Here is a 26,338-nt window from a genome sequence, read left to right as displayed (position 1 = left end):
CAAAATCAACGGTGGAGGCGCCGAGCTCAGGAACGGGCTTGATGGCCCAAGGAGCCTCCGGGCTCTCCACCGAGACCGCGCCCGCAACTCTACGCCGACGCGGCCGTCTCTTGATACAAGGAGCATCGCGCAGCGATGCGTCTCGTCGCGCGGAGTAACCTCCGCGCTGGGGTGGGAACGCGCACCTTGCCTGTTACCCATCCTTTTGCCTGTTACCCATCCTTCGAGACGCGCGCCGGTGGCGCGCTCCTCAGGATGAGGTCAGTGCTTGGATGGATTCAATTCATTTCCGGCCAGGCTCTCAGGATGAGGGAATGTAGTGGGGCCGGATGAGACGGAAAGTCTCTACAGCGCCGGTCCCGCGAGGATGGTGCGGGCCTCGGTGGCGATCGTGTCGGCGATGGTGGCGTAGCTGTCGGCATAGGCCGAGCCGTGGCGCCACACCGCGGCGAGGGAACGGCTGGCGCTCCAGCCGGCCATCGCGAGGCGGGTGACCATGTCGGTGCCGCCGACCTCGGAGCGCAGGTAGAGTTCCGGCAGGATGGCGAAGCCCAGGCCCGAGCCGCACATCTGGCGCAGGCTGTCGAGACTGGTGCCCTCGTAATCCTCCAGCAGCGTGGCCTTGAGGTCGTCGCAGATCTCGCGCGCCTGGCGATGGGCATGGTGGCGGCGGTCGAGGCTCAGGAAGCCGATGCCCGCGAGGTCGGCGCGGCGCACCTTCGCGGCCCGGCCCAGCGGATGCTCGGGCGGGCAGACGATGTGCAGCGGCTCCCTGAACAGCGGCTCGATGTGCAGGTCGCTGCCGGAGACGGGGAGCGGCGACAGCACCATGTCGAGCTCGCCGCGCGACAGCTCGCGCGCCTGCTCGTCGGGAATGCCCTCGCGGATGTAGAGCCGCAGGTCGGGAAACCGCCGGTGCAGCGAGGCCACGATGCGCGGCATCAGGTAGGGGCCGAGCGTCGGCGTGACGCCGAAGCGGATCGTGCCGGCGATGCCGGCCCGCGAGCGCCGCACCATGTCCTCGGCATCCTTGACGTCGAGCAGGATGCGCCGCGCGCGCGTCACCAGGTCCCGGCCGATCGGCGTCAGCTGGACCGGGCTCTCGTTGCGCTCGACCAGGGTGACGCCGAGCCGCGCCTCCAGCGCCCGCAGCTGCTGGCTGAGCGTCGGCTGGGCGATGTGCACCGCGTCGGCCGCCCGCCGGAAGCTGCGGCTGTCGGCCAGGGCCACGAGATAGGAGAGCTGGCGAAGCGTGGTCATGCGGCCGATAGTCTATAGCTATCAAGATAGGCCTATCAATTCTATTTCATCAATCGGCTCGCCGCGTCCATTGTGCCGCCTCACCGACGAGCACCTCCCAGCCACCCAACGCACCCCACGAAGCGGACCCCCGATGACCGAGTTTCTCTTCCAGTCCTTCCTTGGCACGCCGGTCTGGTTCTGGCTGGCCTTCGTGAGCCTGGTGGCGCTGCTCACCGCCTTCGACCTCGGCCTCCTGCACAAGGAGGACCGGGTGATGGGCATCGCCGAATCGCTGAAGCTCTCGGCCTTCTATATCTCGATCGCGCTGGCCTTCGGCGCCTGGGTCTGGGTCGAGAAGGGCGCCGACCTCGGCATGCAGTACTTCACCGGCTTCTTCATCGAGAAGGCGCTGTCGATCGACAACATCTTCGTCATCAGCCTGATCTTCACCTTCTTCGCCATCCCGGCGAAGTACCAGTACCGCGCGCTGCTCTGGGGCATCATCGGCGTGATCGTGCTGCGCGGCCTGATGATCGCGGCGGGTGCGGCGCTGGTCAGCGAGGCCTACTGGGTGCTCTACCTGTTTGCCGCCTTCCTGATCGTGACCGGCATCAAGATGTTCTTCACGACCGACCAGGAGCCAGACCTCGCGAACAACGCCGCCATCCGCTGGATCTCCAGGCGCATGCGGGTGACGAAGGAGCTGCACGGCGACAAGTTCTTCGTCTTCCGGGCCGACGAGCGCACCGGCCGGATGGCGCTGGCCGCGACGCCGCTGTTCCTCGCGCTGGTGGTGATCAACCTCGCGGACCTGGTGTTCGCGGTCGACTCGGTGCCGGCGATCTTCGCCATCACCACCGATACGTTCGTGGTCTACACCTCGAACATCATGGCGGTGCTGGGCTTGCGCGCCCTCTACTTCGCGCTGTCGGCCATGATCGACCGCTTCCACTACCTGAAGCACGCGCTCGCGGCGGTGCTGGTCTTCATCGGCTCCAAGATCTTCGTCTCGGACTTCCTCATGGGCGACGCGAAGTTCCCGCCGGTCGCCAGCCTCGCCGTCACCTTCGGCCTGATCGCCGCCGGCATCGCCTGGTCGCTGTGGAAGACGCGGGAGGGGGCGGTGCACAGATAAGCACAGGCATCGATGGGTCAGGCGCCGAAAGGCGCCCGACTTCGTGGTGCGCTACTCGGCTTGCCAATCAGAAGCGGCATCAATGAACGCCTGATTATCGTGCGCGCGCCCGCCCTTTGAGACCGCAAGCGACTGGCGATGCGCTTCCCTTTTGAACGCCGCCGACCGCACGTCCGGCACCCAGATCTGGATCGGCAGCAATCCTCGCGCGCTCGTCTCGCGGTGTCTCTGCTCCTGCGAAGAGGGCTTCGCTCCCTTTGATCTGGGCATGTAGGGACCTCCTAAAGTCGGCGAGTGTCCAAATGTACTTAGCATCCGGCAGTTAGAAGCGAACCGCTGACCGTCCAGTCATTTGCATGTACCTCATCCAGGGGACAGCCCGCTATAGTGGCAGCCATGGTTGAAATACTACCTGTCCAGAAGCGGAGCCAAATCTTTGGAGATGACAGTTCCAAAACCGGGCACGCCTACTTCGTCTATGGTTCTCTGCACGTTCCCCAGGTGCGATTTCGAGCTGTTGAGCAGAAGCTCAAGTCGGCCCTCGGAGACTATCGTCACGAAATCAAATGGAACGAAACACGGTTTCTAAACGTGAACATAGCGTTCCTTAATGCGCTGATGGATTGCTGGTCTAGCGTCAGCTATCGCTGCATTGTAGTTGCAGCGAATCAAATAAACCAAGCTCAGAAAGCAGAGGGACGAGCCCTGCTCCGGGCAAAGCTGGTCTATGTGCTGCTGAACAGGTACGCGCGAACAACTATGCACGACGAGCCCGAGTTCTACGTGACGTTGGATAAAGACGACTTCGACCCAGAGGTCCAAGAGATCACGTTGAATAGAGCGTTCCTAAGAGATCACGGGGGTGACCACTCGGCGTTTAAAGTCCGAGCGGCGAATTCGAAGGACCACCTGATGCTTCAGGCCGTGGATTTGATTACCGGAGCAGTGGCCTGGGTGTGGAACGGTGGCTTGTCAGACCAACCGACGTCAAATGCCTACAGGCATCGCCATACGCTCGCATCTCTGATTGCGAAGAGGACCCGAATAGCCGGTTACAAGCTGAAGGGGCAGCCGGCGGTACCACAAGGAGACGTTCGCACACTTGGCCACTACACGGTCAAGCAACGAGAGAAGGGCTTCGCCATATTTCATTTGGATCTGACAAAGAGCAGGCATTGGAAACTCCCCGATCGATCCGCATGAACCAGACTACCCGGTCGAAGCGGGGGGCTCGTCGCAGGCGGCGCTTCTCTTGCGTCGTCTATATCTCCACCACCGCCAACGCCTGCGTGAGATCCGCGATCAGATCGTCCGGATGCTCGATGCCCACCGAGAGCCGGATCGTCGTGTCCAGGACGCCGATGCGGTCGCGGACTTCCAACGGCACACCGGAGTGCGTCATGGCGGCGGGATGGCTGGCGAGGGACTCGGTGCCGCCGAGGCTCACCGCGAGCTTGAAGATCTTGAGCGCGTTCAGGAAGGCGAAGGCTTCCTTCTCGCCGCCCTTGATGTCGAACGAGAAGGTCGAGCCCGCGCCGGTGCACTGGCGCTCGTAGAGCGCGCGTTGCGGCGAGCCCTCGGGCAGAAGGCCGAGATAGTGCAGCTTCGCGACGCCGGGATGGGCGGCCAGCCATTCGGCGACGAGGCGGGCGTTGGCGTTGGCGCGCTCCATCCTGAGCCCCAGCGTCTCCAGCGAGCGGCCGAGCATCCAGCATGAATGCGGGTCGAGCTGCGTGCCGAAGCTGCCGCGCAGGGCGCGGATCGGGGCCATGATGGCCTTCGTGCCCATGGCGGCGCCGGCGATCAGGTCGGAATGGCCGCCGACATACTTGGTGAGCGAATAGACCGACACGTCGGCGCCGTGGTCGAGCGGGCGCTGGAAGACCGGCCCCAGCAGGGTGTTGTCGCAGACCAGCACCGGCGCGACGCCCTCCTGCCAGCGCGCGATCTCGCCGGCGAGGCGGCGCAGCAGGGCGATGTCGACCAGCGTGTTGGTCGGGTTGGCCGGGGTCTCGATCATGATCACCGCGATGCGGCCATGGGCCATGGTCTTCTTGCGCGCCTCGGCGATGGCGTCGCGGATCGCGTCGCGGTTCACGCCGTCGATGAAGCCGACCGCCGAGATGCCGAAGCCCGACAGGGTCTTGGCGAGCAGCGTCTCGGTGCCGCCGTAGAGCGGCTGCGAATGCAGGATCACGTCGCCGGGCCGCGCGAAGGCCAGCAGCGTCGTGGAGATCGCCGACATGCCGGAGGAGAAGAGCGCGCAGGTCTCGGCGCCCTCGTAGACCGCGAGCCGGTCCTCGACGATCTCGCTGTTGGGATGGTTGAAGCGCGAATAGACGAGGCCGGCGGCGCTGCCGGCGGGCGGCGTCTTGCGGCCCGCGGCGTAGTCGAAGAAGTCGCGGCCCTCCTCGGCCGAGCCGAACACGAAGGTCGAGGTCAGGAACACCGGCGGCTTCACCGCGCCCTCCGAGAGCGCGGGGTCGTAGCCGTAGGACAGCATCAGCGTCTCGGGCCGGAGCTTGTGGTTGCCGATGTGGGTGCGATAGGGGCGGGGCGCGGTCATGGCGTGTCTCCTCGGGGACGGGTGGACGTGGCCGATCCCGGAGACGAGCGCGTCAGTGTGGCGAAATGAAGTGAGGCCGGCAGCGACAGGTCCTAACCCTTCGTGGATCGAGCCGCGGTGATTGCACCTCAGGGTAGCATTCCGCAGGATTATTCGGTAGAACACTTGCAACCGGTTCGGAGCCCCGGGACTGCGAACCATGGCGGGGGGGGCGCGCGTGGCGTTTGTGGCGAGGTTCGAGCGTTCCCCTGCGGCAGGAGATGCCTGCAGGCGGCGCCGCGCCGCGACCGGCGGGCCGACGGCCCGGTCGCTGGCCTAGGAGGGCCGCGTGCCAGGCGTCGCCACCACGATCCCCATCGACGGAACGCCGACCGACGGCGCCGATCCCTGGATCGACAGTCTTGTCTGGGGCGGTGCCTGGACGGACGGCAACGGCGGCCCCGTAACGATCTACTGGACCGCCGTCTACGGGACGATCAACGGCCAGCCTTCGATGTACTGGTCGTCGGCCGGCCTGGTCGCCCTGAGGGCGGCGCTGGCGACGTGGGAGAACGTGGCGAACGTCGACTTCGTCGAGGTCGCAGCCGCATCCAGTTCCGACGTCTGGTTCTGGCAGGGCACCAACGCGCAGGCGGAGGGCGCGCTCGGCTGGAGCCAGATCCCGGCCTACAACAGCACCGAGGTGCTCAGCGCCGTGTTCAACGGCCAGGCGTCGTCGTGGTCGTCGGCCGGGCTGGCGAAGGGGGGCTACGGTTTCCTCACGCTGGTGCACGAGATCGGTCACATGCTCGGCCTCGCCCATCCGCACGACGGCGGTTCCGCTTGGGACGCCACCGTGTTTCCCGGCGTCGGGGCGGCGTTCGGCGACTATGGCGACGCCAGCCTGAACCAGGGCATCTACACCACGATGAGCTACAACGCGGGCTGGCCCGCGGGGCTGAACGATCCGGTCTCCGAAAACTGGGGCCTGCAGGCGACGCCGATGGCGCTGGATGTCGCCGCGATCCAGTCGATCTACGGCGCCAACACGAGCTACGCCTCCGGCAGCAACGTCTACTATCTGCCGACCTACAATGGTGGCGGCGCCTACTGGACCTGCATCTGGGACACCGGCGGCATCGACACGATCTCGAACGCCGGCTCGAACGGCCGGGCTATCATCGACCTGAACGCGGCGACTGCCGGCAGCGGCGGCGGCGGCCGCCTGTCCTACGGTTACGACGGCGCGGGTGCGATCGTTCATGGCGGCTATACGATCGCCCGTGGCGTCGTCATCGAAAACGCGATCGGCGGCAACGGAAACGACATGCTGACCGGCAACGCGGCTGCCAACCGTCTCGAGGGCGGCGGTGGGCGCGACACGCTGGACGGGCAGGGTGGCGCCGACACGATGCTGGGCGGTGCCGGCGACGATACCTATTACGTCGACAATGCCGGCGACTCGGTCGTCGAGTTCGGCGATGGCGGGGCCGATCTCGTCTATTCGTCGCTCGCCGCCTACACGCTCTCCGACAATGTCGAATACCTGACCCTCACGGCCACGGGGGCCTCCAACGGGACGGGCAACGCCTCCGCCAACACCATCACCGGCACCGCCTACGCCAATGTCCTGAAGGGCGGTGGCGGCGGCGACGCGCTCTACGGTCTCACCGGCGACGATCGGCTGATCGTCAGCGACCTTTCGTTCGTGCGCGCCGACGGCGGCGGCGGCATCGACACGCTGGCGCTGGACGGGGCGGGCCTGGTCCTGAACCTGACGGATTCGCTCTCGCGCGCGAAGCTCTCGGACATCGAGCGCATCGATCTGACCGGAACCGGCGACAACACGCTGCGGATCGACAAGGCGGCCCTGCTGGCCGGTATCGGCGCGGGCGGCGTGCTCACGGTCGAGCGCGACTGGGGCGATGTCGTGGTGTTCGACGATGCGGGCTGGACCAGCGCCGCTATTGTCAGCGAGGCTGGTGGCACGTTCGAACGCTTCGTGTCGGGTACCGCCGCCGTTCTCGTCGAACAGGTCGTGGCGCCGCCGCCGACGACGGGTGTGACCATCGTGGGCACGGCGGGCGACGATATCGTCTCTACGGTCGCGACCGTATCGGGCCAGCCGATGGCCACGCCCTTTGCCGACGTGATCGACGGCGGCGACGGCAACGACCTGCTGGAAGGCGGCGCCGGCGACGACAGGCTCTACGGCGGTGCCGGAGACGACGTGCTGATCGGCGGCACGGCGTCGGCGGGCGGAACCAACCAGCTGTGGGGTGGGACGGGCGGCGACACCGCCTCCTATGCCGGAACCGGTGGCGCGGTGCGTGCCGACCTGGATGCCCAGGCAGGCTATGTCGACGGCGTTCTCGCCGACTATATGAACTCGATCGAGAACCTTATCGGCGGATCGGGCGGCGACGTGCTGGTGGGCAATGCCGAGGTCAATGTGCTGACCGGCGGCGCCGGCGGCGACTGTCTCTATGGGCAGGCCGGCGACGACACGCTCATCGGCGGTGCCGCCGGGTCGGGCGCCGCCAACCAGCTGTGGGGCGGGTTGGGTACCGACACCGCCTCCTATGCCGGCACGACCGCCTCGGTCCGTGCCGATCTCGGCGCGCTCGCGGGCTATGTCGGGGGCGTGCTCGTCGACCAGATGGATTCGATCGAGAACCTCGCCGGCGGATCGGGCAACGACGTGCTGGTGGGCGACGCGGGCGCCAACGTGCTGACGGGAGGCGCGGGCGCCGACTGTCTGTACGGCCAGGACGGCAACGACACGCTGGTCGGCGGCGGGGTCACTGCCGGCCTCACGAACCAGCTGTGGGGCGGCGCAGGCAGCGACACCGCCTCGTATGCGATGACGACCGGGCGGGTCCATGCCGATCTCGGCGCCCAGGCGGCTTATGTCGACGGCGGGCTGGTCGACCAGATGAACTCGATCGAGAATCTGGTTGGCAGCGCGAATGCCGATACGCTGGTGGGCAACGGCGGCGCCAACCGGCTCAGCGGTGGCGCCGGTGCCGACGCGCTGTGGGGTCGCGGCGGCGCCGACGTCTTCGTCTACACGGGCTACGCCGACAGCAACCTCGTCACCGGCTACGACATGATCGGCGACTTCGTGTCGGGCACGTCCAAGCTCGACCTCACCGCGCTCGGCCTCGACGCCAGCCACGTCGTCATCCAGTCGGGCGGCGGCGCGACCAGCCTCTACATCGAGAAGACCGCCGGCACGTTCGACGCCGCGACCGATCTGGCGATCGCGCTGGTCGGCGCCAACGCGATCAACATGGGCGACATCCTGTTCTAGAAGAATCCGAAGCGAAAGCTATTCACGCGCATCGCGCGACTTGTTCCCGCGATGAGTGCGACAGGATTGTGTCTCGGTAAGAGAGCAGACGCTGCGCCGATGCATCTTGCGGTAGCAATCGCCATTTCGATGCAGTAAAAAGTCCTCCAGCTCGGCGGGTCTGGGGAGTCTGCGACCGGGCGTGACGGGGGTACGCGTGGCGTTTCCGGCGAATATCAATCTGTCGAGCCTCAACGGCATCCTCGGTGCAGAGTTCTATAGCAGCGGGTCGAGCCAGAAAGTCGGTTACGCGGTGTCGGCAGGCGACATCAACGGCGACGGCTTCAGCGACCTGATCATCGGCGCTCCAGGCGCCACGCCGAACGGCTCCTATTCCGGCAACACCTACGTTGTCTTCGGCAAATCAACGGGCCTTGCCGCCACGACCAACCTGTCGAGCCTCAATGGCATCGACGGCTTCGTGCTACGCGGGGCGCTGAACGACTCAAGTGGTATGTCCGCCGCTTCGATCGGCGATCTGAACGGCGATGGCTACGACGATCTGATCATCGGCGCCAGCGCAACCGACCTCCTGAACAATACTACCGCGACCAACCCCGGCGCGAGTTACGTGGTGTTCGGCAAAGCTTCGGGCTTCGATGCCGCTCTCGATCTCTCGACGCTGAACGGCAGCAACGGCTTCAAGCTGACTGGAGTGAATGAGAGAGACTTGACAGGGTGGTCGGTCGCCGCGGCGGGCGACGTGAACCACGACGGCTACGACGATATCATTATCGGTGCCCCTTGGGGTGACCCGAATGGCACTTCTTCCGGCACAGCCTACGTGGTGTTCGGCAAGGCTTCGGGCTTCGGCTCCGGCATCAACCTCTCTGTTCTGAACGGCAGCAACGGCTTCAAGATGAGCGGTGCTGCGGGGGGTGACAAGGTCGGTGCCCCTGTCGCGTCGGCGGGGGATGTGAACGGCGATGGCTTTGACGACGTCATCGTGGGTGCGTCCTATGCCGATACGAACGGTCCCAATTCCGGCACAAGCTACGTGGTGTTCGGCAAGGCTTCAGGCTTTGCCGCGAATCTCGAACTCTCCTCGCTCAATGGCTCGAACGGCTTCAGGCTGCTTGGGGTCACGACGGGCGACCAGGCCGGCTTCGCGGTATCGGCGGGCGGCGACCTCAATGGCGACGGTATCGACGACCTGATCGTCGCCGCTCCCGCGGCCGACCCGCATGGGAACACCTCGGGTGCCACCTATGTCGTGTTCGGGAAGACGTCGGGCTTCGCGGGCTATATCGAACTGTGGAGCCTGGACGGCACCAACGGCTTCAAGCTGAGCGGTGTCGCGGCAGGCGACCAGAGCGGCTCGATCGCGTCGGCGGGAGACTTCAACGGCGATGGCTTCGACGATCTGATCATCGGCGCCAGAAACGCCGATCCAAATGGCGGCAACTCCGGTGCAAGTTACGTCGTGTTCGGCAAGGCCTCGGGCTTTGCCGCCAACCTCGATCTCTCCACGCTGAACGGCAGCAATGGCTTCAAGCTGAGTGGCGATGGAAGCGGCAGCAAGAGCGGCTGGTCGGTCTCGTCGGCGGGAGACGTGAACGGCGATGGCTATGACGACCTGATCGTCGGCGCTCCGTACAAAGGATCTTCGGGCAAGGCTTACGTCATTTACGGGCGGGCCGACGGGGCGATGCCTGGGACCTCCGCAGCGGAGACCCTGACCGGCGGCAGATTCGACGACGTGCTGCGGGGCGGCGGCGGCGCAGATTTGTTGCGTGGCCACGAGGGCAACGACCGGCTGATCGTCGGCGACGTGACCTTCTTCCTGGCCGATGGCGGCGCCGGTACGGACACGGTGGAACTGGGCGGGGCCGGCCTGACGCTCGATCTCACCAACCCCGGGATCGCGGTGCGGCTGTCGAATATCGAGCGTATCGACCTCACCGGTACCGGCAACAATACCCTCCTCGTCAACCCGGCGGCCGTCCTGGGCGGCATTGGGGCCGTCGACGGTGGCGAGCATATCCTCGTCGTCACGGGCAATACCGGCGACAAGGTAGTGTTCACCGGGGCCGATTGGCTGTTTGCGGGATCCGTCACGGAAGCGGGTGTCGCGTTCGACCGGTTCGTGGCAGGTGATGCCGAGGTCCGTGTTGCTCAAGGAGTTTCCGTTCCAGGCGTCATTATCATCGGGACGCCGGGCGACGATATCATCTCCCCCACCGTGACCGTGGCGGGCCAGCTGGTGGCGACGGACGGCAACGACACGATTGACGGCGGCGGTGGAAACGACACGCTGAATGGCGGCGGCGGCACCGATCGGCTGTATGGCCAGGAGGGCGACGACGTCCTGATCGGCGGCGCGGCGGCGGCCGGCAGTGCCAACCAGCTTTGGGGCGGGCAGGGCACGGACACGGCCTCCTATGTCGGCACGAGCGGCGTGGTCTATGCCGACCTGGCGGCGCAGAACGCCTATGTCGGCGGCGTGCTGGTCGACCTGATGAACTCGATCGAGAACCTTACCGGCGGATCGGGCAGCAACACACTGGTGGGCGATGGCGGCGGCAACGTGCTGACCGGCGGCGCCAGCACCGACTATCTCTACGGCCAGGACGGCAACGACCTGCTGATCGGCGGTGGAGCGTCGGCGGGCAGCGCCAACCAGCTGTGGGGCGGCGCGGGCAACGACACGGCCTCCTATGCCGCCATGACCGGCGTGGTCCAGGCCGACCTCGGCGCGCAGAACGCCCATGTCGACGGCGTGCTGTTCGACGTCATGAACTCGGTGGAGAACCTGATCGGCGGGTCGGGTAGCGACACGCTGGTCGGCAATGCGCTCGACAACGTCCTGAGGGGCGGCGCCGGCACCGACTATCTCTACGGCCAGGACGGCAACGACACGCTGTTCGGCGGCGCGGCCTCGCCCGGCAGCGCCAACCAGCTGTGGGGCGGTGCGGGCAACGACACCGCGTCCTATGTCGGCATCACCGGTCTGGTTCAGGCCGATCTCGGCGCGCAGAACGCCCATGTCGACGGCGTGCTGTTCGACGTGATGAACTCGATCGAGAACCTGACGGGCGGCTCGGGCAACAACACCCTGGTCGGCAACGGCGTCGGCAACGTCCTGACGGGCGGCGCGAAGGCCGATTATCTCTACGGCATGGATGGCGACGACATCCTGATCGGCGGCGGCGCGGCGCCCGGCACGGCCAACCAGCTGTGGGGCGGGGCAGGCAGCGATACCGCCTCCTATGCCGGCACGACGGGCGCGGTCTACGCCGATCTCGGAGCCCAGACGGGCCATGTCGACGGCGCGCTGGTCGACCTGATGAACGCGACCGAGAACCTCACGGGCGGCTCGAACGCCGATACGCTGGTGGGCAACGGCGTCGCCAACCGCCTCGAAGGCGGTGCGGGCGGCGACGTGCTGTGGGGCAAGGGCGGCGCCGACGTCTTCGTTTACAAGGCCTACGGCGACAGCAACCTTGTCACCGGCTACGACATCATCGCCGACTTCGTGTCGGGCACCTCGAAGCTCGACCTGACGGCGCTCGGCCTCGACGCCAGTCATGTGGTGATCCAGTCGGGTGGCCAGTCGACCAGCCTCTACATCGAGAAGACCGCCGGCACGTTCGACGCCGCGACCGACCTCGCGATCGCGCTGGCCGGCGCCAACGCGATCAACATCGGCGACATCCTGTTCTGAGCCGGCCCTCGACGCGCCGGGATCGCGGATTCGCTGGCCGTAACCGGGCTAAGAAGGCTGGCCTTCAATTCCTCAAGGATGGAGCGAAAGCCGGTCACTGCGACCGCGGAGGAGAGGTCGGCCCAAGGTTGCACAGTGTCCAATCCCGGACACGGTTTCTGCCGGCGGGGCAGGGATGGTGCCGGGCGGGCCGATCCCCTGCTAAAACGCCCCGCATGACGATGCCGGGTTCGCCTGAAGCCACCCCATTGCCTCGTGAACAGATCGACGCAAGCTCGTTCCGGCTGCTGGTGGAGGGCGTGCGCGACTATGCGATCTACATGCTCGATCCGCAGGGCCGGGTGGTGAGCTGGAACCGCGGCGCCGAGCGCATCAAGGGCTACGAAGCCGGCGAGATCATCGGCAGCCATTTCTCGCGCTTCTACCGCGAGGAGGATCGCGCCGAGGGCCTGCCCGCCCGTACCCTGGCCACGGCGCTGGCCGAGGGTCGGTTCGAGGCGGAGGCCTGGCGCGTGCGCAAGGACGGCACGCGCTTCTGGGCGCATGTCGTCATCGACCCGATCCGCGACGCGTCGGGCACGCTGCGCGGCTTCGCCAAGATCACGCGCGACCTGACCGAGCGGCGTGCTACCGAGGAGGCGCTGCGCCGCAGCCAGGAGGAGTTCCGCCTGCTGGTCGAAAGCGTCACCGACTACGGCATCTGCAAGCTCGACCCCGAGGGCAGGGTCACGACCTGGAACGCCGGCGCCCGCCGCATCAAGGGCTATGAGCCCGGGGAGATCCTGGGCCGGCATTTCTCGACCTTCTATACCGAGGAGGACCGCGCGGCCGGCGAGCCGCAGCGTGCGCTGGAGACGGCCGTGCGCGAGGGCCGCTTCGAGAAGGAAGCCTGGCGCGTGCGCAAGGACGGCACGCGCTTCTGGGCCAGCATCGTCATCGATCCGGTGCGCGACGCGGACGGCACGCTTCTGGGCTTCGCCAAGGTCACGCGCGACATCACCGAGCGGCGCGAGGCCCAGCGCGAGCTCGAGCGCGCGCGCGAGGCGCTGTTCCAGTCGCAGAAGATGGAGGCGATCGGTCAGCTCACCGGCGGCGTCGCGCACGACTTCAACAATCTCCTGACCGCGGTGATCGGCAGCCTCGAACTGGTGCGCAAGCGCCTGCCGGCCGGCGATCGCAACCTCGCGCTGATTGACAATGCCATGCAGGCCGCGCGGCGCGGCGGCGCGCTCACCCAGCGCATGCTGGCCTTCGCGCGCCGCCAGCAGCTCGACCCGGAACTCGCCTCGGTCGCGGCTCTGGTCGACGGCATGAAGAGCCTGTTCGACCATACGCTCGGCCCCGCCATCGTGCTCGACATCGACTGCCCCGCGACGCTGTCGCCGGTGCGGGTCGACACGAACCAGGTCGAGATGGCGCTGCTCAACCTGGTGGTCAATGCGCGCGATGCGATGCCGCGCGGCGGCGTCGTCGCCGTCTCGGCGCGCGAGATCGTGGTGACCGCCGCGATGGCCGCGTCGCTGTCGCTGGGGGAGGGCCGCTACGTGCGGCTGCAGGTGAAGGACCAGGGCCACGGCATGGACGCCGCCACGCTGGCGCGCGCGACCGAACCCTTCTTCACGACCAAGGGCGTGGGCAAGGGCACCGGGCTCGGCCTGTCGATGGTGCACGGCCTCGCCGAGCAGCTGGGCGGCCGGTTGCAACTCGAGAGTCGCGAGGGCCAGGGCACCACGGCATCGCTGTGGATTCCCGTGGCCGGCGGCGAGGCAGAGGCACCGGCGGCGCCGGTGCCCGCGACGGATGCGGCGCGGTCGCTCGCGATCCTGGCCGTCGACGACGACGCGCTGATCCTGGTGAACACCGCGGCCATGCTCGAGGATCTCGGCCACGAGGTCACCATCGCCTATTCCGGCCGCGAGGCGCTGGCCGCCCTGGCATCGATGCCGCACGTCGATCTCGTCGTCACCGACCATGCGATGCCCGGCATGACCGGCACGCAGCTCGTCGAGGCGATCCGGCGCACGCATCCGGCCCTGCCGGTCCTGCTGGCGACCGGCTATGCCGAGCTGCCCAACGGCGAGAGCACCAAGGTGCCGCGCCTCAACAAGCCCTTCCTGCAGGCCCATCTCGCCCGGGCTATTGCGGATGTGATGCAGGCGCAGCGATAGCCGCGCTCTCCCGCGGCTCCTCAGCGGACGGACAAGCCGGTCGGCTCAAGTGACACGACTCCATGGCCGCGTTATAGCTTGCGCCCAATCGATGCTGCAGAGCGCCATGAGACCCCTCAATTTCTACAGCGGTGTCTTCTGCATCACGTCGGCAACGCTGATGCTGCAGCTGATCCAGACCCGGATGCTGTCCGTCGTCGTCTGGTACCATCTCGCCTTCTTCGTCATCAGCATGGCCATGCTCGGCCTGACCGCCGGGGCCGTATGGGTCTACCTGAAGGGCTCGCGCTTCACCGCGAAGACCCTCTCGTATGACCTCGCGAACTTCAGCACGGCATTTGCCCTGTCGGCGGTGATCGGGCTCGCGCTGCAGGTGACGCTCGTCCCGACCTCGCGGTTTGCCTTCACGACGGTCGTGATCTGGCTGGAACTGGCGCTGGTCATCGCGGCGCCGTTCTTCTTCTCGGGTGTCGTGGTCAGCCTCGCCCTGACGCGCAGCCCGTTTCCGATCGGCCGCGTCTATGGCATCGACCTCATCGGGGCAGCGGTCGGCTGCTTCGGCGTGCTGGTCCTGCTCAATGAGTTCAACGGACCGACCGCCATTCTCTGCAGTGCGGCACTGGTCTCGCTGGGGGCCGTGTTGTTCGCGAACTCCGGTGTCGGCGCCGCTCCGACGGCGCAGCCGGCGTTCCCGGTCCGGATACTGGGCTGGCATCGCGCGTGGCTCGTGGTCCTCGTCGCGGTGGCGGCGCTCAACAGTGCCGACACGAGGCGGATGGGCTTCTATCCGATCTTCGCCAAGGCGACGATGCAGCTCGATGCCCTGCCCTGGTTCGAGAAGTGGAATTCGTTTTCCCGCATTGTCGCGACGCGGCCGGCGCTGCCGGTGAGTGCGCCGCAACTGTCCGGTCCATCGCCCGCCTTCGTGCCCTCCGGCGCGCCGGTGCCCCAGAGCGGCATGTCCATCGACAGCGATGCCGGCACGGTCGCCTACGGGATCGAGGGCGACCTCGCGCGGGCGTCCTTCCTGAAGAACGACATCACGAATCTGGCCTATCATCTGCCCGACCTGAAGAGCGCCGCGGTGATCGGGGTGGGCGGCGGCAGGGACATCCTCGCCGCGCGCCTGTTCGGGGTTCCGAAGGTCACCGGTATCGAGGTCAATCCGACGTTCATCGACCTCCTGAGACCTGACGGGCTGTTCGGCCCCTTCGTCGGCATGGAGAAGATCGGCGGCATCACGCTGGTGGTGGACGAGGCCCGCAGCTGGCTGGCGCGCAGCCGCGAACAGTTCGACATCATCCAGATGAACCTGATCGACACCTGGGCGGCGACGGGCGCCGGTGCGTTCTCGCTCAGCGAGAACGGGCTCTACACGGTCGATGCCTGGGAGATCTTCCTGCGGCGCCTGTCCGCGGACGGCGTCTTCACCGTGAGCCGCTGGCATGCGGCGCAGGACGTCGCCGAAACCGGCCGGATCCTGAGCCTGGCCGTCGCCTCCCTGCTCGAGCTGGGCGTCAGGGAGCCTTCGAAGCACATCTTCCTCGCCTGGCTGCGGCCCGGCGAGGAAGGCGCCGGAATCTCAACCCTGATCGTGTCCCGGGCGGCCTTCACGGAGGCCCAGCTGCAAAGCCTCACGACGGCCATCGATCGGTTGAAGTTCGAGCCCCTGATCCTGCCCGGTCGGAAATCGCCTTCCGAGACGCTGGACCGTATCGTCAACTTCACGAACCGCGCCGACCTCGAACGCTTCACGGGAAGCTTTCGCCTCGACATGACGCCGCCGACCGACAACCGGCCCTTCTTCTTCAACCAGCTGCCGTTCTCCCAGGTCTTCGCGATCGGCTTCACCGAGGTCCCGCCCGGGGTCCGCAAAGGGAACTTCCTCGCGACCGCCACGCTGGCGGGGCTCTTCGTGATGGCGCTGCTCCTCGTCCTCGCCACCATCGTGCTCCCGCTGCGCAATGCCTTGAACGATGTCGGTCGCCGGCTCGCGGTGGGTGGCACGGCGTACTTCGTGCTGATCGGCGTCGGCTTCATGCTGGTCGAGATCGGCCTGCTCCAGCGGTTCAGTGTGTTTCTCGGTCATCCGACCTATTCGCTGAGCGTGGTGCTGTTCTCGCTGATCCTCTCGGCGGGGATCGGCAGCCTGCTGTCGGACTCTCTCCGCATCGACAGCCCCCTCAGCTTCTCCGTCTGGGTCGTGATGACCAGTGGGTACGTCTTGTCCCAGGCGCTCTGGGTGCCGCCGCTGCTTCTCGCGCTCGACAGCGAGACCCTGCTGGTCCGCTGCCTGGTGAGCGTCGCGATCATCACGCCGGCCGGGTTGCTCATGGGCTATGGCTTCCCGACGGGAATGAGCTTCATCTCGGCGGTCGACAACCGGCCCACGCCCTGGTTCTGGGGCATCAACGGGGCGGCCAGCGTTCTCGCATCGGCGACGGGCGTCGCGTGCAGCATCGCCTACGGGATCGGTGCCACGATCTCGCTGGGGGCGATCTGTTACCTGCTCCTCTTGCCCGCGGCCTTCGTCATCGGATTTCCCGGCACGGCCGCCGGATCCCGTCGTACCGCCCCGGCGGCGTAAGCCCCCGGCGGCCCCCGGTCACGCTCGCCGGCCGATCTTCGGCTCCGTCCCCGCGATCAGTCGGGCGATGTTGGCGCGATGGAGCAGGATTACGTAGAGGCCGCCCGCGATGACGAGCAGGCGCGAGGGCAGCGGCTCCGGCAGGATGCAGACCAGCAGGCCGGCGGTGATCGCGGCCAGCATCGAGGCGAGCGACACGATCCGCCCGATCGCCAGCACGAGCAGGAATACGAAGGCCGCGCCGAGGCCCACCGGCCATGACAGGGCGAGCAGAACGCCCAGTCCCGTCGCCGCCGACTTGCCGCCGGTGAAGCCCAGCCACAGCGAGCGGCTGTGTCCCAGCAGCGCTGCGAGGCCGCAGAGAGCGACGGCCCACGGCACCGCCTCCGGCGAAGCGCCCAGCCAGTGATAGAATGCGCGCGCGAACAGGATCGCGGCCACGCCCTTCGCGATGTCGACCAGCAGCACCGCCAGCGCCGGCGCCTTGCCCAGCGTGCGCAGCACGTTGGTGGCGCCGGTGGAGCGCGAGCCATGCTCGCGAATGTCGATGCCGCGCAGCACCCGGCCCGCGAGATAGCCGGTTGGCAGCGAGCCCAGCAGATAGGCGACGGCGACGCCAACGATGCAGGCGAGCCAGAAAATCATCGCGACGCGGTCCGCTCGTGCCCGCCAGACAAGGACTGGAATTCGTGCATGAAATTGCTCCGTGGAATTCCATGTTTGCCGAATGTCGCGAGCGGCCGCCAGCGCTTGCCCGCTTCACACCTCCTGAATTAGGGTGCCGCGCACAAGATCAGGAGTCGGGAAGGCTCCGGCGATCAGGGAGGAAGTGTAATGCGTAATCCGACACGGCGCGGACTCATCGTTGCGGGTGCAGGCGTTCTCGCGGCGCCGTCGATTCTCTCGTCATCCGGCTGGGCGCAGGGCGCGTTTCCCAACAAGCCGATCCGCATCATCGTGCCCTATCCGGCGGGCGGGCAGACTGACGGCATTGCGCGGGTCTATGGCGAGTATCTCGGCCGCAAGCTCGGCACCTCGGTGGTGGTCGAGAACAAGGGCGGTGCCGGCGGCACGATCGGCGTGGCCGAAGTGAAGCGCGCGCCGCCGGACGGCTACACCGTCCTCTGCACCATCTCCTCGTCGCTGATCCAGAACCGGGTCACGGTGAAGGACCTGCCCTACGATCCGGAGAAGGACTTCACCTATCTCGCCATGACGACCAGCCTCGGCGGTCCCGTCGTCGCGGCCGAGAAGACCGGCGCGACCAACCTCAAGCAGTTCGTCGAATATGCCAAGAAGGTCGACAAGCTGAACTTCGGCGCCTACGGGCCGGGCTCGACGCCGCAGATGCTGATCGAGACCATGGCGCGGCAGTACGGGTTCAAGGTCGAGGTCGTGCAGTATCGCGGCGAGGCGGCGATGTTCGCCGACGTCGCGGCCCAGGCGCTCGACGGCGGCGCGGGCAGTCCGGCCGGTGCGGCGGCGGTGATCGCCTCCGGCAAGGGCAAGGCCATCGCCATGATGGGCGACCGTCTGCCGGCCTTTCCCGGCGTGGCGACGATGACGGAGCAGGGCGCCGTCGGCGGCTTCTACGATACGCGCGCCTTTGCCGTCTTCGCGGTCCCGGCCGCGACGCCCAAGGACATCTCCAGGAAGCTGGCCGACACGCTGTTCGAAGCCGGCACCGACGAGAAGGTGAAGGCGCTGATGGCCAATTACCTGATCGTCGGCCCGCTCGACATGGAAGCGACCAACAAGGTCTTCCAGCGCGACACCGAGATCATGCTCAGGGTCATGAAGGAGATCGGCATCAAGGCCGAATAGTCGGCCGCGCAGAGCGCCGCGCGGTGCCGGAGCCGCGCTCGAACGGAAGGCCTTGCGATGGGATTGCATGACACGCTGGCGGCGAAGTCCGCGGAGATGGGCAAGACCTCCGCGGAGTTCAGGGCCGGGGCCCGGCGCAAGCTCAAGGCCACCGCGCTCCTGCTCGTCGTCGCGGTCGTCGTGGGCTCCTTCGGGGGCTGGCTGTGGGCCCTGCTGCCGGGAGTCGTGGCGGCATGGTCGGCGCTGCAGCTCCTGAGCGCGACCCTGATCGCGTCGCGGCTGGAAGCCATCGAGAGGCAGGCGCCCGCCGGCCGCCCGTGACATGATTGCATCACCGGATTGAGCAACAGCATAGGAACCCACTACCATGACCTTCACCCTCACCAGCGACAGCTTCAAGGAAGGCGCCCCTCTCGGCATGGAGCACATCCTGTCGGCCGAGTACGGATTCGGCTGCGGCGGCGGCAACAAGTCGCCGCACCTGCGCTGGTCCGGTGCGCCCGAGGGCACGAAGAGCTTCGCGGTGCATTGCTTCGATCCCGATGCGCCCACGGGCTCGGGCTTCTGGCACTGGGTGGTCGTGAACATTCCCGCCGGCACGACCGAGCTGGCGCTCGACGCCGGCAACCCCAAGGCGGGCCTGCTGCCGAAGGGCGCGCTGCAGACCCGCACCGACTTCGGCGCCCCGGGCTATGGCGGCCCGTGCCCGCCGCCGGGTCATGGCCCGCACCGCTACGTGTTCACGGTGTTCGCCGTGAAGGAAGCGACGCTGCCGGTGGCGGCGGACACGTCGGCGGCGATCGTGGGCTTCCAGCTGCACTTCAACACGCTGGCCAAGGCCACGCTGACCGGCACTTTCGAACGGACGGCTTAGAAGGCCGAGCGAAGCCCGGCCTTCTACGCCGGTGAGCTCTCTCGTCCGAAAGGCCTCTCAAAAAGCTTGACCGGGTGGCGCCACCGAGCGGCGCTCCCGGACATTGCTCAAGGCAATGTCCTGACGCTTGGCCCGCCCCTGGACGAGCGCTCTTGGCGTTCGTCCAGGGGCGGAAACGCCCACTTGCCGTCCCGGATCGGCAGGGAGGATCCGTCGTCGGTGCCGACCTCGTCGGCGATGCGCTCGTTCGTCACCTGGTTCAGCGCGAGGATGAGGTCGCCGTTCCTCTTCGGGTCGAGGGCGAGGTTGGTCATCTCCTCGGGATCGGCCTGCAGGTCGTAAACCTCGAGGTCGTTCTTCGCGAGCAGCTCCTCCATCGTCTTCGGCGTGTTGAACTGCACCGGTGAGAAATAGCGCGAGAAGCGATGGCGGGCGTCGAAGGCGCTGCGGATCGCCGTCCGGTTGCGGAAGTCGGGCGGATGCGCCGCCAGCACTTCCTGCTGCTGCGCCGGCGGCTTGGTCCTGAAGGCGCGCGTGTCGATGGTCATCGCCGCCCATTTCGGATCGGAATAGGACAGCATGTCGAAGCTGAAGAGGGTTGCCGGCCGCACCGCCTGCGGGCCCGCGGCCTCCGGATTGCGCAGCAGCGGGGAGAAGTCCCTGCCGCGCAGGCCCTGGCGCGCGCGTTCGACGGCGGCGCCCTCCCGGCCGGTGAGGGCCAGGATCGTGGGCGTGAGATCGAGCTGCGAGGTCAGCGCCCGGCATTCCTTGCCGCCGGCGAAGGCGGGATGGACGATCATCAGCGGCAGATGATTCTGCTGGTGATCGGTGTTGGTGCCGAGGACGACGCCGAAGCGGTGCGCTTCCTCGATGGCGCCAGCATCACGCAAGAGGAAGGGCACAAGATCTACGAAACCAACGCCTGCCGGGTGTTCGGCATCGACGGCGATTGAGACCGGGACCCGTGGCCGGCGGTTCGGGGAGAGTCTTCTGTCACGGCCTGTATCCGGGCGACCGGCAGACATGACGGGAAACAATTCCAATCCGCCCGTGCGGCGCGGAGTCTCTATACAAAGGGCATGCCGGATACCGGAACGTCCTTCTCGCCATCGCGCCGCCTGCCGCTGAAAGTACCGCTGGCGGTCCTGCCGCTTCTGGCGGCAGCCATTGCCCTGATGACTGTGGTCTTCGTCCTCGCGCCGCGCGAGCGCGGCGACCTCACCTGCGGCAGGGCCTGTTACATGACGCTTCCCCGGTCGTAACAGGCCGGGCAACGGCAAGGGTGTCTGTCCGCCATCTCCTCGCCACATGCGCACGATCGTTCGAGTTCGCTGCTCCCGGCGCGCGGATCAGCCGGCGAATTGCTGGATGTAGGTGCGCACCCGTTCGACGGGAATGTGGGCGTGGCTCTGGACGACGATGAACTTGCCGCCCGGATCGCTGCCGCGCGGCAGTCGCGCCAGCCGGGTGAAGTCGTCGGCCTTCCACACGCAGGACCGTTCGGAGAACAGGTGGACGTCGCCGCCGTAGCAGGTGTCCCAATCCTGATGGTAGGCCAGCAGATTGCCGTTCAGTTCCGCGACGGTGGTGTAGAGCGAGTACTCCGTCCAGGCCACGGCCGGGATTCCGCGCATGAACCAGAGCCAGAGTTTTGACGTCGCGTCGCCAGTGCCGCTTGCGTCGCGGGTGACATGGGCCAGCGCCTGCGCGGCTAGGTCGCCATGCAGGACGTTGGGCGTCACCGACAGGCCGTGGCTCTGGCCGGCGTAGGGAACACCCACCAGCCCGGCGATGTTGCGCCACCAGTCCTGGCCGCTCTTCGGTTCCCACCGCGACACGGCGCGACCGTCGCGCACGAAGGTGCCGGCATCGAAGTCGCCGACGCAGACGACGTCCGAATCCAGCGTGAGGTAGCCCGCGAACCCCAGACGCGCCGGCACGTGCAGTTTGATCACCTGTTGGCGGAACCAGCCCGGCATCAGGTAGAAGGCGCTGAACGGGGCGAAGAAGTCGCCTTCGGCCCGGACCTCGATCGACAGCTTGGCCGCGCGCGGCAGGCTGGAGCGCAGCAGCTCCAGATCGCGCGCCGGCGAGACGATCAGCAGCGCCAGCGGGCGGCGGTCCTGCCAGTGCAGCGCCAGCGATTCGATCAGCAGGCTTGCGCGCTCAAGATCGTCCCGGTGCCGGCTGCGCCGCACCGCCAGCGGCAGGATGGCCTGACGAACCCCGGAGAACATGCGGGCCGCCACTCAGAAGCGGTAGCCGACGGTGGAGATCACCATGAAGGCGGTGTCGGATGCGGAGATCGGGCTGTCCGCGGCGATGCTGCCGAGCTGCGAGATCCTCGAGCTGACGGAGAAGGTCCAGTTCGGGGCGAACTGGTAGAGGGCGCGCAGCTCGAAGCCGAAGTTCTTGATGCCGGCGCTGGCGCCGTAGGTCGAATAGCCGGAGTTGATCGACTGCAGGGAGGTGACGCCGAAGTAGGTCTGCGTGTAGCTCGAATCTGCCCAGGTGGCGAAGGCGCGGCCCGCGACCATGAAGCGGTCGTCGATCCGCCAGGGCACCTCGATGCTGGTGTCGACCAGCAATCCGCTGTTGCCATCCATCAGGAACTTGGTCGCCGTCACGCCGAGACGGGCTGGGCCCAGATTGTAGTTCACGAAGCCGCGGGCGCCGACCGCGCCCGGGATGTCGCCGAGACCCCTGAGCCGCCAGTTGCCGGGCTCGAACACGCCGCCGCTCTGGTTGCGTCCGAGACTGTAGGTGACGCCGCCGCCGACCTGCAGCCGGTCGAAGCGCCAATAGGCGCTGAGGCCGGTGGGATCGAGCGCGACCGTGTCGCGCCACACGACGTTGAGATAGGGGATCGGCGTCACGACGTAGGTGTCGCCGCCTTCGTAGGCGGGCCGGACGGCGCCGCCGACGCCCAGCGTCACCTGCCAGTCCTTGCCGCTCTTGCGGGCGGCGAACGGATCGTTCAGCGCCTGGCCGGCGGCGGGCGATCCGGCGACGACCGTCGCGACGACGCCGGCCGAGAGGCCGGCGAGTGACAGAAATCTGGTTCCAGTTGTCATGATGCGATGGGCTCCGGCAATGCAGTACGATGCACCGGATATGGCATGCGTACCGGGCCACGACGTGTCCGCGGCCGGGCTCGATTGTCTCTGAAGGTATCTGGAGCCTCTCACGAAACAGGCGGAAACAAATCTGCCGGCGAGCGGCGGCGGCGCCGCCGCGGAAACATCGCGAAACACAATTGGCCCGGTCATCGGCAGCCGTGCCGATGTAGGATGCGGCGCAGATGCAGAGCCCTCACATTCTGATCGTCGAGGACGATCCGGAGATCCGGACCATGGTTACGCGGTTCTTGACCCGGCACGGCTGCAGGGTCACGGCGACCGCGGACGGCTCGTCGATGAGCCGCGCGATCGCGGCGGCGCGGATCGATCTCGTCATCCTCGACATCATGCTGCCCGGCGAAGACGGGCTCAGCATCTGCCGGCGCCTGCGCTCGTCCTCGTCGGTGCCGATCATCATGCTCACCGCGGCCGGCGACCCGGTGGCGCGCGTGGTCGGGCTGGAGATGGGGGCCGACGACTATGTGGCCAAGCCCTTCGACCCGCACGAACTGCTGGCCCGCGTGCGCGCCGTGCTGCGCCGCGCCGCGGCCCTGCCCCATGCCGATAAGGCGGCGGGACCCATGCGGTTCGCCGGGTGGCAGCTCGATCCGGTGACGCGCGAGCTGCACAGTCCGGCGGGCGTGCGCGTCATCCTGACGGGCGGCGAGTTCGACCTGCTCCTCGCCTTCTGCCTGCATGCGCAGCTGACGCTGACGCGCGACCAGCTCCTCGACCTCACGCAAGGCCGCGGAACCGAGGCGGTGAGCCGCAGCATCGACATCCTCGTAAGCCGGGTCCGGCGCAAGATCGAGGAAGATCCGCGCGATCCGGTGTTCATCAAGACGGTCCGCTCGGGCGGCTACGTCTTCACGCCGGCCGTGGAAAGCCCGTGAAGTGGCCGCGGCCGTTCGGCGCGATGGGCCGGCTCGCCACGCAGCTGGTGGCGGTCCTCGTCGTGTCGAGCCTGATCGCCTGGATCGGCATCAGCTCGATCTTCGTCGTGCTGTCGCCCGAGTCCCTCCTGTTCCTGTCGCCGACGGCGACGCGGCACGTCGTCAGCCTGTTCAACGCCCTGCACGGGCTCGAAGCCGTGCCGGCGGCCGACCGTCCGCGATTGCTCTTCGCCTTCCAGCGCCCCGATTTCTCGGCGAACCTCACCGACGCGGCGCCCAGCCTACCGAGCAACCAGCTCGAGACCGAGAAGGAGTTCCGGTCGTGGTTCTTGAGCCAGCTCCCGCCGGGCGTCGACCTGCTCGGCGTCTTCTTCGAGGGCCGCGACGGCACGGTGGTGGCGCGGTTGAGCGACGGCCAACTCGTGGTGTTTCGCGTGGTGCGCGACATCCCGCACTTCCTCAGCCTGCCGATCGTGCTGGTGATCGCGTTCATGGTCCTGTCGATCGTGCTGCTGTCGCTCTGGGCGGTGCTGCGGCTGGCCGCGCCGCTCTCGCGATTCGCCGCCGCGGTCGACCGCTTCGGCGCGGACGGCGACGACGAATCGGTGCTGCGCGAGGAGGGGCCGGAGGAGATCCGGCGCGCGGCGAGGGCCTTCAACCGCATGCAGCAACGCATCCTGCGCCTGATCGAGGACCGCACGCGGATGCTGATGGCGATCAGCCACGATCTCAGGACGCCGCTCACCCGCCTGCGGCTGCGGCTCGAGGACGTCTCCGACCCGAAGCACCGGCAGCGGATGCAGGACGACATCGCCCTGATGGACGGATCGATCGCCTCCGCGATCGCCTACGTTCGCGAAGGCGGCACGCGGGAGGCGCCGGAGATGGCCGATCTCCCTTCGTTGCTGGAGACGGTCTGCAGCCACTTCGAGGATGCCGGCCATCCCATCTCCTACGAAGGGCCGCGCCACCTGACGGTGCAGTGCCTGCCGCTGGCGCTGGAGCGCGGGATCTCCAACCTGGTCGACAATGCGGTCAAGTACGGCACATCGGTCACGGTGCGCCTCGACGCCTCACAAGCGGACAGGGTGTCGATCGACGTAGAGGACGACGGACCGGGCATTCCCGATGCGGAGAAGGCGCGGGTCGTCGAGCCTTTCTACCGCGCCGACGAAGCACGCCACAGGGTCGGCGGCTTCGGACTGGGCCTCGCGATCACCGCCACGGTGGCGCGCCATCATGGCGGTACGCTGACGCTCCAGGATCGTGCGCCGCGGGGCCTGCTGGCGCGGCTCACGATCCCGTCGCCGCTGCCTCAGTAGAGGTTGAGCTTGTAGTTCAGCACCACGCGCAGCTCCTCGCCGTTGGTGACGCTGCCGCCCTGCCAGATCGTGAAGCGGCCGTACTGCACGCGGAACCAGAGTCCCTGCAGCCGGTCGCGGTCGGGCCGCCAGTCGACATGGACGTCCCATTCGCTCTCGGCCAGCGGCGCGCCGGCCGCCGCGGCGCTGGTCCAGCCGTTGTAGAAGTGCGTCGAGACCGCGGCCGGCAGCCCCAGTCCGATCAGGCTGTGCGACACGCCGACCATCACCGCCTGCTCGCCGGCGCGCTGGAAGTTCTGGATCAGCGCGCTGGTGTAGAAGGGGCTGGCGCTCCAAGGCGTCAGGATGCCGAGGCCGGGGCCGGTGACGGAATAGCCGAGCGTGAGGATGCCGTTGCCGTAGCCGAGATCGACCTTCGCGCCGAACTCGCTGGTAGCGAACGGCGTTCCCCCGTTCAGCTGCGACTGGCCGGTGCTGTTCTGGGTGGCGATCTGCGCCGCAGCGAGCGCCGTGAAGCCGCGGCCGAAGTCATGGCCGATCTTGCCCTCGGCATAGAAGATGTTGAGCAGGTCCTGGCTGTAGTAGTTGATGGCGCCCACGCGCGCCGGACCCCAGCTCAGCAGGCCACCCAGCACGCCGACGCCGGCATTCGAGGTCGGAACGCCCGCTGCGCTCGCCATCGACTGGAAGGTGATGGCATCGCGCGGCTTGATCGCGTCGATGAAGCCACCGCCGTAGCGGAAGCTGGGTCCGCCGCTCAGCGTGCCGTCGCCACCCAGCGTGCCGTCCACGGAGTAGCCGGAGAAGGTCTGCGGCGCCATGCGGTTGTCGTGCGGCCCGAGGAACGGCGTATTGTAGAGATAGCGACCGACGGTGATGCGGTGATCGTCGAACAGGTGGGCTTGCCCGTAGAGCTGGCCGAACACCGCGAAGCCCTGCTGGTCGGGCAGCAGCAGCCCGGTGTTGCCATACTGCGGCGGCGCGATCACGGGAAACGAGGTGTAGAGAACGGCGCCCAGCGTCACGAGGTCGAACAGCTTGCCGGTCTCTGCCGAGACCGAACCGCCGCTCGCCCAGGCCTGCTCCATGGTGCTGCTGGCCGGTGAGCTCGACACATAGTCGCGGAAGTAGCTGCGCGCCTCGAAGCTCACGCGGGAATCACGCAGGAACGCCGGCGTGTCCTTCCACCGCTCGCGCAGTTCGGGAAACGCGGTCAGCGGCGGCGGCTTGGGCGGCACGAAGATCCGCTCGATCGCGGTCAGGTCCTCGGCGGGCGTGCGCGGGATCGGATATTCCTGCTTGCTGTTCTGCGCGAGCGCGCTGCCGGGCGGGGCCAGAACGACCGCGAAGGCTCCGGCGGAGGCGAGGATCGAAGCGGCGACGCGCTGCAGGTACCTGGTCCTAGCCAATTGCGGTTTCCGTTGCATGTTCTCCCGCCGCGCGAAGCTTGGTGGCTGCCTGTCGTGGGACTGGAGACTGATGGAGCCGAGTTCCACGCGCGCCGAGGCCAGTGTCTCGGATGGCACCCACGAAGAACGGCAAGATTGTCTCCCATCGGTTTCGGCCCCCGCATTCAAGCACGGATCACGGGTCGATGAATCGCGAAATAATCG

General features: G+C 67.3%; 21 protein-coding genes. 13 read left to right on the top strand and 8 right to left on the bottom strand.

Features of this window, described 5'->3' with window-relative positions:
• Window positions 1-345: 345 nt before the first annotated feature.
• Entirely contained in the window at window positions 346-1,260 is a 915-nt protein-coding gene (locus LJ725_RS26110; RefSeq protein ID WP_230553886.1) for a hydrogen peroxide-inducible genes activator, read from the bottom strand.
• A 133-nt stretch (window positions 1,261-1,393) separates the two neighbouring features.
• On the opposite strand from LJ725_RS26110, the gene LJ725_RS26105 reads away from it, so the two are divergent.
• Entirely contained in the window at window positions 1,394-2,377 is a 984-nt protein-coding gene (locus tag LJ725_RS26105; protein WP_230553885.1) for a TerC family protein, read from the top strand.
• Window positions 2,378-2,428: 51 nt separating this feature from the next.
• On the opposite strand, the gene LJ725_RS26100 is transcribed toward LJ725_RS26105, so the two are convergent.
• Complete coding sequence (locus LJ725_RS26100; RefSeq protein ID WP_230553884.1) at window positions 2,429-2,647, bottom strand: antitoxin MazE family protein; 219 nt, start codon at window positions 2,645-2,647, stop codon at window positions 2,429-2,431.
• Window positions 2,648-2,773: 126 nt separating this feature from the next.
• Between LJ725_RS26100 and LJ725_RS26095 the strand changes: the two genes are divergently transcribed.
• Window positions 2,774-3,580: a DUF3800 domain-containing protein gene (locus tag LJ725_RS26095; protein ID WP_230553892.1), complete on the top strand. Its 807-nt coding sequence runs from the start codon at window positions 2,774-2,776 to the stop codon at window positions 3,578-3,580.
• A 58-nt stretch (window positions 3,581-3,638) separates the two neighbouring features.
• Here LJ725_RS26095 and LJ725_RS26090 read toward each other — a convergent pair whose 3' ends face one another.
• Window positions 3,639-4,943, bottom strand: coding sequence for a cystathionine gamma-synthase family protein (locus LJ725_RS26090; RefSeq protein WP_230553883.1), 1,305 nt, complete (start codon window positions 4,941-4,943; stop codon window positions 3,639-3,641).
• A 328-nt stretch (window positions 4,944-5,271) separates the two neighbouring features.
• Here LJ725_RS26090 and LJ725_RS26085 point away from each other — a divergent pair, with 328 nt between their 5' ends.
• From LJ725_RS26085 to LJ725_RS26065, 4 genes are all read left to right on the top strand, one after another.
• The gene (locus tag LJ725_RS26085; RefSeq protein ID WP_329958396.1) at window positions 5,272-8,235 is read left to right on the top strand and encodes a M10 family metallopeptidase C-terminal domain-containing protein; all 2,964 of its coding nucleotides are present in this window, start codon (window positions 5,272-5,274) and stop codon (window positions 8,233-8,235) included.
• Between the two features lie 196 nt (window positions 8,236-8,431).
• Window positions 8,432-11,938, top strand: coding sequence for a beta strand repeat-containing protein (locus tag LJ725_RS26075; protein WP_230553882.1), 3,507 nt, complete (start codon window positions 8,432-8,434; stop codon window positions 11,936-11,938).
• 248 nt (window positions 11,939-12,186) lie between these two features.
• Window positions 12,187-14,106, top strand: coding sequence for a hybrid sensor histidine kinase/response regulator (locus LJ725_RS26070; protein ID WP_230553881.1), 1,920 nt, complete (start codon window positions 12,187-12,189; stop codon window positions 14,104-14,106).
• A gap of 106 nt (window positions 14,107-14,212) precedes the next feature.
• The gene (locus LJ725_RS26065) at window positions 14,213-16,693 is read left to right on the top strand and encodes a spermidine synthase family protein (RefSeq protein WP_230553880.1); all 2,481 of its coding nucleotides are present in this window, start codon (window positions 14,213-14,215) and stop codon (window positions 16,691-16,693) included.
• A gap of 18 nt (window positions 16,694-16,711) precedes the next feature.
• On the opposite strand, the gene plsY is transcribed toward LJ725_RS26065, so the two are convergent.
• Window positions 16,712-17,338 (bottom strand): glycerol-3-phosphate 1-O-acyltransferase PlsY, encoded by a 627-nt coding sequence (gene plsY / locus LJ725_RS26060; RefSeq protein WP_230553879.1) that lies wholly within the window; start codon window positions 17,336-17,338, stop codon window positions 16,712-16,714.
• Between the two features lie 189 nt (window positions 17,339-17,527).
• On the opposite strand from plsY, the gene LJ725_RS26055 reads away from it, so the two are divergent.
• From LJ725_RS26055 to LJ725_RS26045, 3 genes are read left to right on the top strand one after another with little or no spacing between them, the layout of a single operon-like run.
• On the top strand, window positions 17,528-18,517 hold the full coding sequence (locus tag LJ725_RS26055; protein ID WP_230553878.1) for a Bug family tripartite tricarboxylate transporter substrate binding protein: 990 nt from the start codon (window positions 17,528-17,530) through the stop codon (window positions 18,515-18,517).
• Between the two features lie 57 nt (window positions 18,518-18,574).
• Window positions 18,575-18,838, top strand: a complete 264-nt coding sequence (locus LJ725_RS26050; protein WP_230553877.1) for a hypothetical protein — start codon at window positions 18,575-18,577, stop codon at window positions 18,836-18,838.
• Between the two features lie 46 nt (window positions 18,839-18,884).
• The gene (locus tag LJ725_RS26045; RefSeq protein WP_230553876.1) at window positions 18,885-19,391 is read left to right on the top strand and encodes a YbhB/YbcL family Raf kinase inhibitor-like protein; all 507 of its coding nucleotides are present in this window, start codon (window positions 18,885-18,887) and stop codon (window positions 19,389-19,391) included.
• Between the two features lie 107 nt (window positions 19,392-19,498).
• On the opposite strand, the gene LJ725_RS26040 is transcribed toward LJ725_RS26045, so the two are convergent.
• A complete protein-coding gene (locus tag LJ725_RS26040; RefSeq protein ID WP_230553875.1) occupies window positions 19,499-20,191 on the bottom strand; it encodes an alkaline phosphatase family protein in 693 nt (230 codons plus the stop codon).
• Between LJ725_RS26040 and LJ725_RS26035 the strand changes: the two genes are divergently transcribed.
• Window positions 20,180-20,344, top strand: a complete 165-nt coding sequence (locus tag LJ725_RS26035) for a hypothetical protein (RefSeq protein WP_230553874.1) — start codon at window positions 20,180-20,182, stop codon at window positions 20,342-20,344. The genes LJ725_RS26040 and LJ725_RS26035 overlap by 12 nt on opposite strands.
• Window positions 20,345-20,470: 126 nt before the next feature.
• Window positions 20,471-20,653 (top strand): hypothetical protein, encoded by a 183-nt coding sequence (locus tag LJ725_RS26030; protein ID WP_230553873.1) that lies wholly within the window; start codon window positions 20,471-20,473, stop codon window positions 20,651-20,653.
• An 87-nt stretch (window positions 20,654-20,740) separates the two neighbouring features.
• On the opposite strand, the gene LJ725_RS26025 is transcribed toward LJ725_RS26030, so the two are convergent.
• Window positions 20,741-21,628, bottom strand: coding sequence for a DUF6492 family protein (locus LJ725_RS26025; RefSeq protein ID WP_230553872.1), 888 nt, complete (start codon window positions 21,626-21,628; stop codon window positions 20,741-20,743).
• 12 nt (window positions 21,629-21,640) lie between these two features.
• A complete protein-coding gene (locus LJ725_RS26020) occupies window positions 21,641-22,465 on the bottom strand; it encodes a MipA/OmpV family protein (protein ID WP_230553871.1) in 825 nt (274 codons plus the stop codon).
• A gap of 227 nt (window positions 22,466-22,692) precedes the next feature.
• On the opposite strand from LJ725_RS26020, the gene LJ725_RS26015 reads away from it, so the two are divergent.
• On the top strand, window positions 22,693-23,403 hold the full coding sequence (locus tag LJ725_RS26015) for a response regulator (protein ID WP_230553870.1): 711 nt from the start codon (window positions 22,693-22,695) through the stop codon (window positions 23,401-23,403).
• Complete coding sequence (locus LJ725_RS29260) at window positions 23,400-24,725, top strand: ATP-binding protein (protein ID WP_230553869.1); 1,326 nt, start codon at window positions 23,400-23,402, stop codon at window positions 24,723-24,725. The genes LJ725_RS26015 and LJ725_RS29260 overlap by 4 nt, the downstream gene beginning before the upstream one ends.
• Here LJ725_RS29260 and LJ725_RS26005 read toward each other — a convergent pair.
• Entirely contained in the window at window positions 24,719-26,134 is a 1,416-nt protein-coding gene (locus LJ725_RS26005) for an OprD family outer membrane porin (RefSeq protein WP_230553868.1), read from the bottom strand. The two genes, LJ725_RS29260 and LJ725_RS26005, sit on opposite strands and share 7 nt — an antisense overlap.
• Window positions 26,135-26,338: the final 204 nt, after the last annotated feature.

Source organism: Reyranella aquatilis (genome assembly GCF_020880995.1).
In the GTDB taxonomy this organism is placed as follows: domain Bacteria; phylum Pseudomonadota; class Alphaproteobacteria; order Reyranellales; family Reyranellaceae; genus Reyranella; species Reyranella aquatilis.
This window is presented reverse-complemented; position numbering and strand designations above follow the sequence as displayed.

Bases quoted from the DNA above. Each gene is read 5' to 3' on its own strand.
- LJ725_RS26035 (WP_230553874.1), top strand. From the start codon at position 20,180: ATGGACGATCATCAGCGGCAGATGATTCTGCTGGTGATCGGTGTTGGT.
- LJ725_RS26100 (WP_230553884.1), bottom strand. From the start codon at position 2,647: ATGCCCAGATCAAAGGGAGCGAAGCCCTCTTCGCAGGAGCAGAGACAC.
- LJ725_RS26090 (WP_230553883.1), bottom strand. From the start codon at position 4,943: ATGACCGCGCCCCGCCCCTATCGCACCCACATCGGCAACCACAAGCTC.
- LJ725_RS26015 (WP_230553870.1), top strand. From the start codon at position 22,693: ATGCAGAGCCCTCACATTCTGATCGTCGAGGACGATCCGGAGATCCGG.
- plsY (WP_230553879.1), bottom strand. From the start codon at position 17,338: ATGATTTTCTGGCTCGCCTGCATCGTTGGCGTCGCCGTCGCCTATCTG.
- LJ725_RS26040 (WP_230553875.1), bottom strand. From the start codon at position 20,191: ATGATCGTCCATCCCGCCTTCGCCGGCGGCAAGGAATGCCGGGCGCTG.
- LJ725_RS26020 (WP_230553871.1), bottom strand. From the start codon at position 22,465: ATGACAACTGGAACCAGATTTCTGTCACTCGCCGGCCTCTCGGCCGGC.
- LJ725_RS26030 (WP_230553873.1), top strand. From the start codon at position 20,471: ATGCCGGATACCGGAACGTCCTTCTCGCCATCGCGCCGCCTGCCGCTG.
- LJ725_RS26105 (WP_230553885.1), top strand. From the start codon at position 1,394: ATGACCGAGTTTCTCTTCCAGTCCTTCCTTGGCACGCCGGTCTGGTTC.
- LJ725_RS26055 (WP_230553878.1), top strand. From the start codon at position 17,528: ATGCGTAATCCGACACGGCGCGGACTCATCGTTGCGGGTGCAGGCGTT.
- LJ725_RS26065 (WP_230553880.1), top strand. From the start codon at position 14,213: ATGAGACCCCTCAATTTCTACAGCGGTGTCTTCTGCATCACGTCGGCA.
- LJ725_RS26025 (WP_230553872.1), bottom strand. From the start codon at position 21,628: ATGTTCTCCGGGGTTCGTCAGGCCATCCTGCCGCTGGCGGTGCGGCGC.
- LJ725_RS26095 (WP_230553892.1), top strand. From the start codon at position 2,774: ATGGTTGAAATACTACCTGTCCAGAAGCGGAGCCAAATCTTTGGAGAT.
- LJ725_RS26050 (WP_230553877.1), top strand. From the start codon at position 18,575: ATGGGATTGCATGACACGCTGGCGGCGAAGTCCGCGGAGATGGGCAAG.
- LJ725_RS26045 (WP_230553876.1), top strand. From the start codon at position 18,885: ATGACCTTCACCCTCACCAGCGACAGCTTCAAGGAAGGCGCCCCTCTC.
- LJ725_RS26110 (WP_230553886.1), bottom strand. From the start codon at position 1,260: ATGACCACGCTTCGCCAGCTCTCCTATCTCGTGGCCCTGGCCGACAGC.